At 71.6% G+C, this 12,926-nt stretch carries 12 protein-coding genes; 1 reads left to right on the top strand and 11 read right to left on the bottom strand.

From position 1 onward, the window contains the following. Window positions 1-31: 31 nt before the first annotated feature. The 10 genes from ABZ370_RS21775 to ABZ370_RS21730 form a co-directional block, all read right to left on the bottom strand. Window positions 32-841, bottom strand: a complete 810-nt coding sequence (locus ABZ370_RS21775) for a rhamnogalacturonan acetylesterase (protein ID WP_358623291.1) — start codon at window positions 839-841, stop codon at window positions 32-34. A gap of 95 nt (window positions 842-936) precedes the next feature. After that, window positions 937-2,286, bottom strand: a complete 1,350-nt coding sequence (locus ABZ370_RS21770) for a sugar ABC transporter substrate-binding protein (RefSeq protein WP_358623288.1) — start codon at window positions 2,284-2,286, stop codon at window positions 937-939. A 53-nt stretch (window positions 2,287-2,339) separates the two neighbouring features. After that, on the bottom strand, window positions 2,340-3,881 hold the full coding sequence (locus tag ABZ370_RS21765; RefSeq protein ID WP_358623286.1) for a family 43 glycosylhydrolase: 1,542 nt from the start codon (window positions 3,879-3,881) through the stop codon (window positions 2,340-2,342). Beyond that, a complete protein-coding gene (locus ABZ370_RS21760) occupies window positions 3,878-4,702 on the bottom strand; it encodes a PmoA family protein (protein ID WP_358623283.1) in 825 nt (274 codons plus the stop codon). Before ABZ370_RS21760 ends, ABZ370_RS21765 begins: the two co-directional genes overlap by 4 nt. An 8-nt stretch (window positions 4,703-4,710) precedes the next feature. Continuing rightward, window positions 4,711-5,928 carry a Gfo/Idh/MocA family oxidoreductase gene (locus ABZ370_RS21755; RefSeq protein WP_358623282.1) on the bottom strand — a complete coding sequence of 406 codons (1,218 nt, stop codon included), beginning with the start codon at window positions 5,926-5,928 and terminating at the stop codon, window positions 4,711-4,713. 51 nt (window positions 5,929-5,979) lie between these two features. Further along, window positions 5,980-6,897, bottom strand: coding sequence for a carbohydrate ABC transporter permease (locus tag ABZ370_RS21750; RefSeq protein WP_358623279.1), 918 nt, complete (start codon window positions 6,895-6,897; stop codon window positions 5,980-5,982). Further along, window positions 6,894-7,799, bottom strand: coding sequence for a sugar ABC transporter permease (locus ABZ370_RS21745; RefSeq protein ID WP_358623276.1), 906 nt, complete (start codon window positions 7,797-7,799; stop codon window positions 6,894-6,896). Before ABZ370_RS21745 ends, ABZ370_RS21750 begins: the two co-directional genes overlap by 4 nt. Window positions 7,800-7,921: 122 nt before the next feature. Next, the gene (gene araD / locus ABZ370_RS21740; protein ID WP_358623274.1) at window positions 7,922-9,664 is read right to left on the bottom strand and encodes an L-arabinonate dehydratase; all 1,743 of its coding nucleotides are present in this window, start codon (window positions 9,662-9,664) and stop codon (window positions 7,922-7,924) included. Beyond that, the gene (locus tag ABZ370_RS21735) at window positions 9,661-10,563 is read right to left on the bottom strand and encodes a dihydrodipicolinate synthase family protein (protein WP_358623271.1); all 903 of its coding nucleotides are present in this window, start codon (window positions 10,561-10,563) and stop codon (window positions 9,661-9,663) included. The genes araD and ABZ370_RS21735 overlap by 4 nt, the downstream gene beginning before the upstream one ends. Before the next feature lie 43 nt (window positions 10,564-10,606). After that, the gene (locus tag ABZ370_RS21730) at window positions 10,607-11,275 is read right to left on the bottom strand and encodes a GntR family transcriptional regulator (protein ID WP_358623269.1); all 669 of its coding nucleotides are present in this window, start codon (window positions 11,273-11,275) and stop codon (window positions 10,607-10,609) included. Between the two features lie 150 nt (window positions 11,276-11,425). Between ABZ370_RS21730 and ABZ370_RS21725 the strand changes: the two genes are divergently transcribed. Then, window positions 11,426-11,956 (top strand): kinase, encoded by a 531-nt coding sequence (locus ABZ370_RS21725; protein ID WP_358623557.1) that lies wholly within the window; start codon window positions 11,426-11,428, stop codon window positions 11,954-11,956. Window positions 11,957-11,970: 14 nt separating this feature from the next. On the opposite strand, the gene bla is transcribed toward ABZ370_RS21725, so the two are convergent. Further along, on the bottom strand, window positions 11,971-12,900 hold the full coding sequence (bla, locus tag ABZ370_RS21720) for a class A beta-lactamase (RefSeq protein ID WP_358623266.1): 930 nt from the start codon (window positions 12,898-12,900) through the stop codon (window positions 11,971-11,973). Between the last annotated feature and the right edge of the window lie 26 nt (window positions 12,901-12,926).

Here is a 12,926-nt window from a genome sequence, read left to right as displayed (position 1 = left end):
TGTGAACGAAAGGTGAGAGGGAAGGGCGGCGCTACCAGGTGATCCAGCTGTCCGGGATCACGGCGTTCAGCCTCGGTACGTCGCGCGGCCGCAGCACCCGCCGGGCGGCCAGCTCCCGCGCGACGAGCCGGGCCACCTCGATCGCGCCGTGCGGCTGGAAGTGGGTGTTGTCCTGGACCCCGGCCGGGTAGTTGGGCGACTCCCCCGGCGCCTGCCAGTTGAAGTACTCCTTGGTGGCCTCGGGCCCGAGCCGCTGCCACAGCGCGATGCTGGAGGCCTGTACGTCGAGCAGCGGCACCCCCTCGGTGCGGGCGAGGCGGCGTACGGCGTCGGGGTACGCGCCGTGGGTGGGCTGGGCGTTGCCCGCCGCGTCGAACTTTCGGCGCTCGACGGAGGTCAGCAGCACGGGGCGCGCGCCGCGCTCGCGCGCGCCGTCGAGGTAGCGCCGCAGATACTCCGGATACGTGGTCCGCGGATCGGTGCCGCGCGCCGGGTCCTCGGTCTTCTCGTCGTTGTGGCCGAACTGGACGAGGAGCAGGTCGCCGGGGCGGAGGGCGGCCAGGATGGGGGCGAGCCGCCCCTCGTCGTAGAAGCTCTTGGAGCTGCGGCCGTTGACGGCGTGGTTGGCGACCGTGAACCGGCCGTCCGCCAGGAAGAACGGCAGGGCCATGCCCCAGCCGGTCTCGGGCGCGGCGGTGGGGCTCTTGGGCGCGGCGGTGGAGTCGCCCGCGAGGTAGACGGTGGTGCGGCGGCGAGGGGTGGCGGCTGCTGTGGTGGCGGCCGCGAGGGTGAGGGGCAGCGCGGCGAGGGACGCGGCCGCGTGTCTTCGGGTCAGGGACATGGCGGAGCGACTGCCTTTCGTCGGGGGGCGTACGGGGCGGCCACCGGTGCGGTGCGGCCGCCCCGTACGCCGGTACCGGGGCCGGACCGGGGCCGCTACTTGTGCTTCTTCCAGTCGGCCTGTGCCGTGTTCAGCTCCCCCGCGACCTTGTCGCAGAAGGCCTTGGCGGTCATCTGGCCGAGCAGCACCTTCTGGAAGCTGGGCTCGTTGTCGGCCTTGCTGATGTTGTTCCAGTCCGGGAGGTAGTACGGCAGCTGGACGACCTTCGTTTGCGGGTCGTTCAGCGACTCCAGCGCGGCCTTGGTCGGCGGGGCCTTGGCTATCCAGGCGTCGTCGGCGGCGCCGACGTTGGCGGGGATCGCGCCGACGTCCTCGTTCCAGAGGCTGTTCATCTCCGGGGAGGCCGCGAACTCGATGAACTTCCAGGCGGCCGCCTTGTTCTTGCTCGCCTTGAACAGACCGAGGCCGTCGACCGGGTTGGAGACGATCGTGCGGGCCGCGCCGTCCTTGGACGGCGGCAGCGGTATGCCCGCGATCTTGTCCTTGCCGAGCTGCTTCACGTGGTCGACGTAGGAGCCGAGGTTGTGCTGCAGCATGCCGATGTCGCCCTGGTCGAACTGGGCGACCATCTTGGCGAAGTCGTTGTTGAGGTCGGCGGAGGGCGTGACCTTCTTGAAGAGGGCGACGTACTTCTCCAGCGCCGCGACGTTTTTGGGGTCGTTCAGCGTCGTCTTGTCGCCGTCCCAGAACGAGGCGATCCCCGACTGCGCGTACATCATGTCCAGCGCCTGGGCGATCGAGCCCGCGCCGCCGCGCAGGGTGAAGCCGAACTTGTTCTTGCCCTTGTCGGTGAGCTTGTCGGCGGCCTTGTAGAAGGTGTCCCAGGTCGTCGGGGCGTCCAGACCGGCCGACGTGAAGAGATCGGTGCGGTACCAGAGGGTGCCCTGGTTGGCGGAGGTCGGGACGGAGAACAGCTCCTTCTCGTCACCGCCTGCCGCGCGGACGCTCTCCACCATGTTCTTGATCAGCTTGCCCTTGAGGGGGCTGTCCTCGACGCGGTCGGTGACCGGGTCCAGGGCGCCCTGCGCGGCGAGGTTCGCCAGGTACGCGGTGCCGACGCCGCCGACGTCGGGGAGGCTGTCGCCGCCGCTCTGGATGGCCGTGTCGTACTTCGACTGCACGTTCGTGATCGGGATCGGAACGTATGTGACCTTGATGCCCGGGTTCTTGGACTCGAACTCGGCGATGATCTTCTTCCAGACCTTCGTCCGGGGACCGCCGTTGTTGTCCCAGAACGTGATCGTGCCCTTGCCGGACCCCTCCTCCCCCGACGTCGACCCGTCGTCGCCGCAGGCGGTGGCGGTGAACGCGAGGCCGAGGACGACGGCGACGGCCGCGGCGGTGCGGGTGGCGCTGGCTCTGGCGCTGGTTCTGGCTCTGTTCATGAAGCGCATCTCCTGGTGTGGTGTGGGGAGGGGCAGGGTGGGGGACATCTGCGTTACTCCGGGGCGGGCGTCGCGTGGAAGTCGTCGAAGGCCGCGTGGCCCGCCGCGCCTCGGCCCGGTGGGGCGGTGGCGAACAGGCCCAGCAGGGCGCCCACCCACCGCCAGGGGGTGGCGGCGAAGACCGGGCCCGACGGGCGGAAGCCGTCGCCGGTGTCGGCGGAGAGGCGGCAGCGGGCGCCGGGGGCGACCTCGATGCGGAGGCGGGCCCGGGCGGCGGGGGCCGGGCGGGGGTGTTCCGCGTCGCGCTCGCGCTCGGTGGTGACGCTGGCGAAGCGGTGGACCAGGCGGACGCCGTCCGCCGCCCGCTCCAGGCCGATCCAGCCGAACGCGTCGCCCAGCACCGCCAGCCCCGCCTTCGCGCCCACGGCCTCGCTGTGCAGCGCCAGGTCGACCGTCGCCGTGAAGGACTCGGCGGGGAGGCGTTGCACCAGGACGCTCGCGAGCCCGCGCAAGTCGTCCGCCGCGTCGTGGCGGTGGCAGGTGAGCCACAGGCCGGGGCCGTCGTGGGCGGTCGTCCAGCCCGCCGCCGGGTTGGCGGTCCAGGACCACTGGGGGCCGTATCGGCCATGAGGGAACGTGTCGTCCACGGCGGGGGCGCACAGCTCGGCGGCCGGCCCCTTGGGCTTGCGGTACCAGGACACCGGCTCGCCGTCGTCGCCGACGACCGGCCAGCCCGCGTCGTCCCAGCCCATCGGCTGCAGGTGCACCACGCGCCCGTACGCGCCGCGCTGCTGGAAGTGCAGGAACCAGTCCTCGCCCGCCGGGGTGTCGACCCAGGCGCCCTGGTGGGGGCCGTTGACGTCGGTGCGGCCCTGGGCCAGGACGGTGCGCTCCTCGTACGGGCCGAAGAAGTCCCGCGAACGGAAGGCGCCCTGCCAGCCGGTTTCGACGCTTCCGGCCGGGGCGAAGATCCAGAACCAGCCGTCGCGCCGGTGGAGCTTGGGGCCTTCGAGGGTGAACCATCCCGGGATGGTGTCCCCGTCCACGATGACGCGGCCCTCGTCGAGGAGTTCCCGGCCGTCCGGGCTCATGCGGTGTCCGGTGAGCCGGTTGTTGACGCCGGAGCGGGACTTGGCCCAGGCGTGGACGAGGAAGGCGTTGCCGTGTTCGTCCCACAGCGGGCAGGGGTCGATCAGGCCCTTGCCCGGCTTGATCAGGTGCGGGGCGCTCCACGGGCCGCGCGGATCGCGGGCGTTGATCTGGTGGACACCCGAGTCCGGGTCGCCCCAGAAGATCCAGAAGCGGCCGTCGTGGTGGCGGATGCTGGGCGCCCAGACGCCGCAGTCGTGGCGCGGGAGGGCGAAGGCGGAGGCGGGTTCGAGCCGCTCCAGGGCGTGGCCGAGGATGCGCCAGTTGACGAGGTCCCGGGAGTGCAGGACCGGCAGTCCGGGGGCGCGGCCGAAGCTGGAGGCGGTGAGGTAGTAGTCGTCGCCGACGCGGACGACGTCGGGGTCGGACCAGTCGGCGTTGAGGACGGGATTGCGGTACGTACCGTCGCCGAGGTCGGCGCGCCACACGGGCGCGGGTCCGCTCATACGGCGGCTCCCTTGTCCGACAGCTGCCCGGCGATCCGCGCCGCCTCGTCCCGCCCCAGGCATCCGTCGGCGACGGCGGTGACGATGCGCCGGGTCACGGTGTCGGCGGGGGCGATCGACAGAGCCCGGTCGGCGAGGGCCGAGCCGACGCCGGGGTGGTCGCCGGTGCGGACGTGCCAGGGGGCGGAGCGGGTGTCGCCGGTCGCCCCGGCGAAGACCAGCGTCCAGTCCTCGGCGGCCAGCGCCACCCAGTCCGCGGGCCGCCCGTGGACGGCGGCCTCGCCCTCGCCGCCCGCGCTGAAGACCCTCGGCGGCTGCGGTCGGCGCGGCGCGCTCCAGAAGAAGCCACCGCCGGACCCGGAGACATCCTGCCCGGTCACATTGGTGAGCGCGGTGGTGAAGTCCAGCGCCCAGCACCCCGCCGACAGCGGCCGCACGGCGACCGTGCGCCGCTCCAGCAGCAGTTGCCGTCCGCCCGCGCTCCAGGACAGCTCCTCCACGAATCCGTCCGGGTCACGCAGCAGCCAGCCCAGATGGCGCTGGCCGCCATAGGTGGTGACGGGGCTCGGGCCGCCCCCGAAGTTCCGCCCGGCGACGTCCGGTACGGCCATGGACACGCCCAGCTGGGCGGGGTGCCCGGCGGTGCGCACGTCGGTGACGGTGATGCCGCCGAGGGTCCGTACCGGGTGCAGATACGGGCGGGGGGCGAGCGTCCCGGCGAGCTGCGGCCGGTGGACGTACGTACCGACGGGCCGGTTCTCGTGGCGCAGCACGGTGCAGGGGGGACGGTTGGTGAAGGGTGCGTTCATCGGTGCGTTCATGGGTGCGTTCATGGGTGCGGGACCTCCGCGGGGGGTGCGGCCCAGGGGGCGCGCAGTTCGGAGTACAGAGCGAGGCGCTCGGCGCCGGCGGTGATCAGATCGTCGATGCCGGTGACGACGCGCCGCTTCGCGCCCGCCGACGCGCCCGCACCGGGTTCGGTGCGCCAGGCGTCCGCGGGCAGCGGGACCGGTGCGGGGGCGGTACGGACCGCCTCGACGACGCGCATGAACGCGCCGGTGCGGTCCGGGGGGACGAGCAGTTCGGTGCCGTCGCGCACATGGAACGCCAGGCTCTCCAGCAGGTCGGTGCGCGCGTAGTGGGTGGTCTCGGGGGGCGCTCCCGCGCGCTCGACCCGGACCCGGTCCTGCTTGTACCAGAAGGTGATACGGCCCTGATCGCCGTGGACCACCACATACGGCTCGCCGGGTTCCTCCGCGCACAGGGTGACGGCGGCGGTGATGGTGGTGCCCCAGCAGGTCCGTATCCGCAGGCAGGAGGTGTCGTCGGCCTCGATGTCGTTGGCCCGGTACAGCTCCAGTTCCAGGGCGGCGATGTCCTCGGCGCGGTCGGCGCCGTCGATGCGCAGGGCGGTGGCGACGGCGTGGGCGAGGGGGTTGGTGAGGACGCCGTCGATGACGTCGCGGCCGTCCAGGGTGCGGCGCCCGGCCCAGGGGGCGCGCGTGTAGTACGTCTCGTCGCGCGACCAGGCCCCGGCGGCGCCGATGCCCCGCAACGTCCCGATGGCGCCGTCGGCGATGAGCGTCCGGATGGCGGGCAGGGCGTGGGAGCCGAGGGACTGGAAGCCGATCTCGCAGGCGGTCTCGAGCTCCGCGAGCCCGTCGCTCAGCCGGGTGAACTCGGCGTAGGAGGGCGCGGGCGGCTTCTCCAGCAGCAGATGCGCCCCGTGCGTGGCGGCGGTGAGGGCGAGGTCGGCGTGGGTGTGGATCGGGGTGCAGATGACGGCGATCTGGGCGCCGGTACGGGAGATGAGCGCGCCGAGGTCGCCGGACTGCTCGGGCCCGGGCTCGCCGAAGCCGTCGCCCAGCTCCTCCGCGTCCAGCGGCCGGAGTTCGCACACTCCGGCCAGCCGCACCAGCCCCTCCCCCGCCAGCCGCCGGATGTTCTCCAGATGCCAGCGGCCGTGCCCCCGCGCGCCCGCGAGGACGACGGACAGGGGTGTGTACCCCTCGGCGGCCCCCTGTCCTTGGGGGTGCGTCGTGCGCATGGTCGGACCTCCTTGCCCGCGCGAATTGCCCGCGCGAAACTGTTGACCGGGTCAGCCCTTGACGGCGCCCGCGCTGAATCCGGTGATCAGCCACTTCTGGATGAAGGCGAAGACGATGACGACCGGCACCGCCGCGATCACCCCGCCCGCCGCCAGTGCGCCCAGGTCGACGCTGTCGGCGCCGATGAGGGTGTTGAGGCCGACGGGGATGGTCTGCTTGTCCTGCGAGCTGAGGAACATCAGCGCGAACAGGAAGTGGTTCCAGCTGTGCACGAAGGCGAAGGAGCCGACCGCGATCAGACCGGGCCGCAGCAGCGGCAGCACCACCGCGCAGAAGGCCCGCAGCCGCCCGCAGCCGTCCACCCAGGCCTGTTCCTCCAGGGAGACCGGCACGTTCTTGATGAAGCCGCTGATCAGGATGATGGACAGGGGCAGTTGGAAGACGGTCTCCGCGATGATCACACTCCCCAGCGAGTTGATCATCTGGAGGTTCTTGAAGATCTCGAAGAGCGGTACGAGCATCAGCGCGCCCGGGATGAACTGCGAGGCGAGCAGGGCCAGCATGAAGCCCTTCTTGATCCGGAAGTCGAAGCGGGCGAGGGCGTAGCCGCCCGCGAGCGCGACCACGGTCGTCATCACCAGCGACGCGACGCCGACGATCATGCTGTTCTGGAAGAACGTCCCGAAAGCGCGCTCGTTCCAGACCTTCGCGAAGTGCTCCCCGGTGACCGGCCACGGCACCAGCGAGGTGGAGCCCGCCGGGCGGAGCGCGAAGAGCAGCATCCAGTAGAAGGGAACCAGTGTGAACAGCAGATACAGGCCCAGCGGTGCGTAGATCTGCCAGCGCGGTACGCCGTCGTCGACCGAGCGTCCGCGCCGCTTGCCGGAGGCGGCGGGCGGGACGGGGGCCGCGGGGGCGGACAGGGCCGGGCCGCTGTCCTGCTCCGCGAGCGCGGGTGCGGCTCTCACTTGGTGTCGCCTCCGAACTTGCTCAGGCGCAGATAGAGGATCGAGCAGAAGAGGAGGATCACGAAGGCGACGGTGGTCAGCGCGGAGGCGTAGCCGAAGTCATGGCCGTTGATCCCGGTGTTGGCGACGTACAGCGGCAGCGTGGTGGTCTGCCCGGCCGGGCCGCCGCCGGTGAGGGTGTAGAGCAGGTCGACGTTGTTGAACTCCCACACCCCGCGCAGCAGGGTCGACAGCACGATGGCGTCCTTCAGATGCGGCAGCGTGATGTGGAAGAACTGCCGCGCCCGCCCGGCGCCGTCGACCGAGGCCGCCTCGTACAGGTCCCCCGGGATGGACTGGAGGTCGGCGAGGATGAGGATGGCGAAGAAGGGGACGCCGCGCCAGAGTTCGGCGAGGACGGCGGCCCAGAAGACGGTGCCGGTCTCCGAGAGCACGGAGGTGCCGTACGTGCCGATCCCGGCGTCCGCGAGATAGCGGCTGATGCCGGTCGAGGGGTTGTAGAGCAGCATCCAGATGGTGGTGGTCAGCACCCCGGAGACGGCCCACGGCGAGAAGACCAGGGCGCGGGCGATGCCGCGTCCGAGGAACGTCTGGTTGACCAGCAGGGCGAGCGCGACGCCGAGGAGGAGTTGCAGCAGCACCTCGGTGACGACCCATTTGCCGCTGAACGCCAGCGCGTCCCAGAACTGCGGGTCGTCGGTGAAGATGCGGGTGAAGTTCTCGAAGCCCGCGTAGCCGTTCCGCCAGGGCTTGGTGACGTTGTAGTTCTGCAGGCTGTAGTAGAGGACGCTGAGCATCGGATAGGCGATGAAGCCCAGCATCAGCAGCCCGGCGGGGGCGATCAGCAGATACGGGAGGCGGCGTGGCGTCGCTCCCGTACGTTTCGCCACGGCGTCGGCCATGACTGCTTCTCCGTTCTCAGGGGGAAGCGCTTGCTGCGCCGCGTCAGACGCGAGGAAGCGCTTTCCGTACGACGTTCGAAATACCGTGCAAAAATTTTTCGGTCAGGCTGCGGGCTGTGGGCTCAGCCCGCGTACGGTTCCGGCACCGCGCCGTCCCTTGCCAGGAAGCGGAAGTCGCAGCCGGTGTCGGCCTGGGTCATCTGCTCCTGGTAGAGCGCCCCGTAGCCGCGTTCGTAGCGGGGCGGCGGGGCCGTCCATTCCGCCCGGCGCCGCGCCAGCTCGGCGTCGTCCACCTCCAGCCGCAGCACCCGTGCCGCCACATCGAGCGTGATCAGGTCGCCGTCGCGGACGAGGGCGAGCGGTCCGCCGATGTACGACTCGGGCGCGAGGTGCAGCGCGCAGGCGCCGTAACTGGTGCCGCTCATCCGGGCGTCGGAGATCCGCACCATGTCCCGCACCCCCTTCTTCAGCAGGTGGTCGGGGATCGGCAGCATCCCGTACTCGGGCATGCCGGGCCCGCCCAGCGGACCGGCGTTGCGCAGCACCAGCACGGTGTCCTCGGTGATGCCGAGGCCGGGGTCGTTGATGGTGGCCTGCATCGTCTTGTAGTCGTCGAAGACGACGGCGGGCCCGGTGTGCTTCAGCAGATGCCGGTCGGCGGCGATGTGCTTGATGACCGCGCCGTCCGGGCACAGGTTGCCGCGCAGCACCGCCACCCCGCCCTCCTCGGCGAGGGGGTTCTCGCGCGGCCGGATGACGTCCGGGTTGTGCACGAGGGCGCCGTCGAGCTGTTCGCGCAGGGTGGCGTGGGCGGCGGTGGGCCGGTCCAGATGCAGTGTGTCCGTCAGCCGGGAGAGGAAGCCGGGCAGTCCCCCGGCGAAGTGGAAGTCCTCCATCAGATACCGGCCGCCGGGACGGAGGTTGGCCAGGACGGGCACGGTACGGGCGATCCGGTCGAAGTCGTCGAGGGTGAGCCGCACCCCCGAACGCCCGGCCATGGCGATCAGGTGGATGACCGCGTTGGTGGAGCCGCCGAGCGCGAGCACGGTGGTCACCGCGTCCTCGTACGCGTCCCGGGTGAGGATCTCGGAGAGCCGCAGGTCCTGCCAGACCAGCTCGACGATGCGCATCCCGGAGGCGGCGGCCATCCGCTCGTGCCCGGAGTCGACGGCCGGGATGGACGAGGCGCCCGGCAGGGTCACGCCCAGCGCCTCGGCGGCGGCCGTCAGCGTGGAGGCGGTGCCCATGGTCATGCAGTGGCCGGGCGAGCGGGCGATGCCGCGCTCCAGTTCGGCGATCTCGCAGTCGCCGATGAGCCCGGCCCGCTTGTCGTCCCAGTACTTCCACATATCGGTGCCCGAACCCAGCACCTCGTTGCGCCAGTGCCCCGGCAGCATCGGCCCGGCGGGCACGAAGACGGTCGGCAGATCGGCGGTGGCGGCGCCCATGAGCAGCGCCGGGGTGGACTTGTCGCAGCCGCCGAGCAGCACGGCGCCGTCGACCGGGTAGGAGCGGAGCAGCTCCTCGGTCTCCATGGACAGCAGATTCCGGTACAGCATCGGAGTCGGCTTCTGGAAGGTCTCCGACAGCGTGGAGACCGGGAATTCGAGGGGGAAGCCGCCCGCCTGCCAGACCCCGCGCTTGACCGCCTGGGCGCGGTCGCGCAGATGGACGTGGCAGGGGTTGATGTCGCTCCAGGTGTTGAGGATCGCGATGACCGGCTTGCCGAGGTGTTCCTCGGGCAGATAGCCGAGCTGGCGGGTGCGGGCCCGGTGGCTGAAGGTGCGCAACCCCTCGGTGCCGTACCACTGGTGGCTGCGCAGCTCCTCGGGCGCTCTGCGCGGGCGGCTCACAGCGTCGCTCATAGGGCCCACCCCTGTATCAGCGCGGCCACCTCGGCGCGCTGCGGCTCCGGCAGCAGTCGGCTGGGCGGGCGGACGTCGCGTCGGCACAGGTCGAGCGCGGCCAGCGCCTCCTTCACCACGGTCACGTTGTTGGCCGACTGCCGCGCCGCCCGCAGATCCTCGAACGGCCGGATCTGCTCCCACACCTTCATCGCCGCCGCGTAGTCCCCGGCGCGCAGCGCGCCCAGCATGTCGAGGGAGAGCTTCGGGGCGACGTTGACCAGCCCGGAGGTGAAGCCGGTGGCGCCGACGGCCCAGTACGAGGGCGCGTACAGCTCGGCGAGCCCGGCCACCCATACGAACCGGTCGAGCCCCGCGTCCCGCGCGAAGGCCGCGAAGCGGGCCGCGTCCGGGACCGCGTACTTCACGCCGATCACATTCGGGCACGCCTCGCCGAGCCCGGCCAGCGCCGCGCCCTCGATCAGCGGGTTGCGCACGTACGGCACCACGCCCAGCTCCGGAACCGCCTCGGCGATCTCACGGTGGTAGTCGACCCAGCCGTCCTGCGAGACATACGGATGCACCGGCTGGTGCACCATCACCATCTGCGCCCCGGCCTCGCGGGCGTGCCGCGCGGCGTCCACCGCCGTCGCCACGTCCTGCCCGACCCCCACCAGCACGGCGGCCCGGCCGCCCGCCTCCTCGACGCTCAGCTCGGTGCACAGCCTGCGCTCCTCCAGGGTGAGGGCGTAGAACTCCCCGGTGTTGCCGTTGGGGGTGACCGCCCGTACCCCGCCGTCGAGAAGCCTGCGCAGCAGGTCGCGGTAGGTGGTCCGGTCGACGGCGCCCGTGGCGTCGTACGGGGTGACCGGGATCGCCACGACGTCCGCGAGCGCGGTTCTCAGCGGTGTGAAGTCCATACGGGCCCTCTCTAGTTCGTGTCCGTGTCAGTTCGTGTCCGGGTCAGTTCGCGTCCGGGTCGGCGTCCAGGTCGGCGTCCGGGTCGGGAAAGGCCCGCTGGACGAAGGAGGAGATGTGGTGGTGCAGCGCGCGGGCGGCGCCGTCGGCGTCCCCGTCGTGCGCGCGGCCCAGGATCTCCCGGTGCTCCCGCGCCTCCCGCTCCCAGGACGGCACCGCCTGCCAGGCCACGGCCGACACCAGGGCCGCCTGGTCGCGCAGTTCGTCGAGCATCCGGGTCAGCAGCGGGTTGCCGCAGGGGAGGTAGAGCGAGCGGTGGAAGTCCCGGTTGGCCAGCGACCGGTCGGCCGGATCGGCCGCCGCGTCCGACCGCTCCAGCGCGGCCCCCGCCGCCGCCAGGCTCGCCCGCGCGGTGACGGTCCGCCGCAGCGCCTCGGGCTCCAGCAGCAGCCGTACGTCGTATACGGCCCGCGCCATCGCGGTGTCGACGGTCCGCACGGTCGCGCCCTTGTACTCGCTCATCACCACGAGCCCCCGGCCCGCGAGGGTCTTCAGCGCCTCCCGCACCGGCGTCTTCGACACCCCGAACTGGGCCGCCAGCTCCGCCTCGACGAGCGGCTGCCCCGGCCGCAGCCCTCCCGTCAGGATGGCGTGCTTGACCGCTTCCAGCACGTACTGGGTACGGGACGGAATCGGGCTGGGGGCGATGTCCATGGGGGCTCTCAGATCTCACGTATCGCGTCTCATATATGACGTACGAAGTACGACGCGATGAAATTAGGGCGGCCCCATGGTTTCGTCAACGGTCCTGACGAAACTTCAACTTTCCGCACGGGTAACGTGATTGGCATGACGCGCGGCACGATGGGCGCCATGATGGTCGGCTCCGTGACAACGCGCCTGATCCTGCTGCGCGGCAACTCCGCCTCCGGCAAATCCGCCGTCGCCGCCGGGCTGCGCGACCGGTACGGGCGAGGCCTCGCCCTGGTGGGTCAGGACAATCTGCGCCGCGAGGTCCTGCGCGAGCGGGACGTCCCGGGCGGCGCGAACATCGGCCTCATCGACACCGTCGCCCGCTACGCCCTCGACCACGGCTACCACGTGGTCGTCGAGGGCATCCTGCACGCGGCCCGCTACGCCCCGATGCTCGACGCCCTGCGCCACGACCACCGGGGCCGCACCCACGCGTACTACCTCGACGTGCCGTTCGCCGAAACGGTGCGCCGCCACGCCACGAAGCCGCAGGCGGCCGAGTTCGGCGAGGCGGAACTGCGCCGCTGGTACCGCCCCCTGGACCTCCTGCCGGACGCCACCGAAACCGTCATCCCGCCGACGAGCACCCTCGACGAGACGGTGGCCCGCGTCCTACGGGACGCGGGCCTGGCGGCGGGCTGAGCGGGCCGGCCGTGCTACGACAGCGTGTCGGCGACCACGGACGCCGCCTCCGCGATCAGCTTGTCGTCGTGCTCGTCGCCTTCCTCGCCACGGTTCGTCAGGACCGCCATGACGATGGGCGCGGCGTCCGGACGCCACACCACGGCGATGTCGTTGCGGGCGGCGTAGGAGAAGCCGCTTCCGGTCTTGTCGCCGACCACCCAGCCCTCCGGTACCCCGGCCCGGATGAGGGCGTCCCCGGTGGTGTTGGTCTTCAGCCACGTCGCGAGCTGGGCGCGTTCGGGTGTGTGGAGGGCGTCGCCGAGGACGAGGGCGCGCAGGTCCTTGGCCAGCGCACGCGGGGTGGTCGTGTCCCGCGTCTCGCCCGGAACCCACTTGCTCAGCTCGGGCTCGATGCGATCCGCCCGTGTGACGTCGTCGCCCAGCCTCCTGACCTCGCGTTCGAGCGCCTTGGGCCCGCCGAGCGCGTCGAACAGCAGGTTGGCCGCGGTGTTGTCGCTGTAGCGGACGGAGGCGTCGCACAGCTCGCTCAGGGTCATCCCGGTGTCGACGTGCTTCTCGGTGACGGGCGAGTTGTCGACCAGGTCGTCACGGGAGTACGTGATCACCTTGTCCATGCCGTCCGGGGAATACTTGCGCAGCACCGCCCCGGCGGCGATCGCCTTGAACGTGGAGTGGAAGCCGAAACGTTCACCGTCGCGGTAGGCCACCTCGCGTCCGGTGCCGGTGTCGATGGCGTAGAGGCCGAGGCGTGCGTCGAACTTCCGCTCCAGGGCCTTCAGTTCACCGGTGTACGGCTTCGTGGCCGCGATCGACGTGGCCGTGGCGGCGGGCGCGGAGTTGTTCTGGCCGCAGGCCACGACGGGAACGAGAGCGAGCGCGGCGAGCGCGCCGAGTGCGGCGCGGCGGGCACGGTGGGCATGGCGGGCATGGCTGAAGTGCATGGTGCGACCTCCAAGACGCCCTTGGG

The organism is Streptomyces sp. NPDC005962 (genome assembly GCF_040629205.1).
Taxonomy (GTDB): Bacteria; Actinomycetota; Actinomycetes; order Streptomycetales; family Streptomycetaceae; genus Streptomyces.
Note: the sequence above shows the minus strand (reverse complement) of the source record. Positions and strands in the feature narration are given on the sequence as shown.

Coding starts and splice junctions, on each gene's coding strand:
- ABZ370_RS21765 (WP_358623286.1), bottom strand. CDS start 3,881: ATGAGCGGACCCGCGCCCGTGTGGCGCGCCGACCTCGGCGACGGTACG.
- ABZ370_RS21770 (WP_358623288.1), bottom strand. CDS start 2,286: ATGAACAGAGCCAGAACCAGCGCCAGAGCCAGCGCCACCCGCACCGCC.
- ABZ370_RS21755 (WP_358623282.1), bottom strand. CDS start 5,928: ATGCGCACGACGCACCCCCAAGGACAGGGGGCCGCCGAGGGGTACACA.
- ABZ370_RS21725 (WP_358623557.1), top strand. CDS start 11,426: ATGGGCGCCATGATGGTCGGCTCCGTGACAACGCGCCTGATCCTGCTG.
- bla (WP_358623266.1), bottom strand. CDS start 12,900: ATGCACTTCAGCCATGCCCGCCATGCCCACCGTGCCCGCCGCGCCGCA.
- ABZ370_RS21760 (WP_358623283.1), bottom strand. CDS start 4,702: ATGAACGCACCGATGAACGCACCCTTCACCAACCGTCCCCCCTGCACC.
- ABZ370_RS21775 (WP_358623291.1), bottom strand. CDS start 841: ATGTCCCTGACCCGAAGACACGCGGCCGCGTCCCTCGCCGCGCTGCCC.
- ABZ370_RS21735 (WP_358623271.1), bottom strand. CDS start 10,563: ATGGACTTCACACCGCTGAGAACCGCGCTCGCGGACGTCGTGGCGATC.
- ABZ370_RS21730 (WP_358623269.1), bottom strand. CDS start 11,275: ATGGACATCGCCCCCAGCCCGATTCCGTCCCGTACCCAGTACGTGCTG.
- ABZ370_RS21745 (WP_358623276.1), bottom strand. CDS start 7,799: ATGGCCGACGCCGTGGCGAAACGTACGGGAGCGACGCCACGCCGCCTC.
- araD (WP_358623274.1), bottom strand. CDS start 9,664: ATGAGCGACGCTGTGAGCCGCCCGCGCAGAGCGCCCGAGGAGCTGCGC.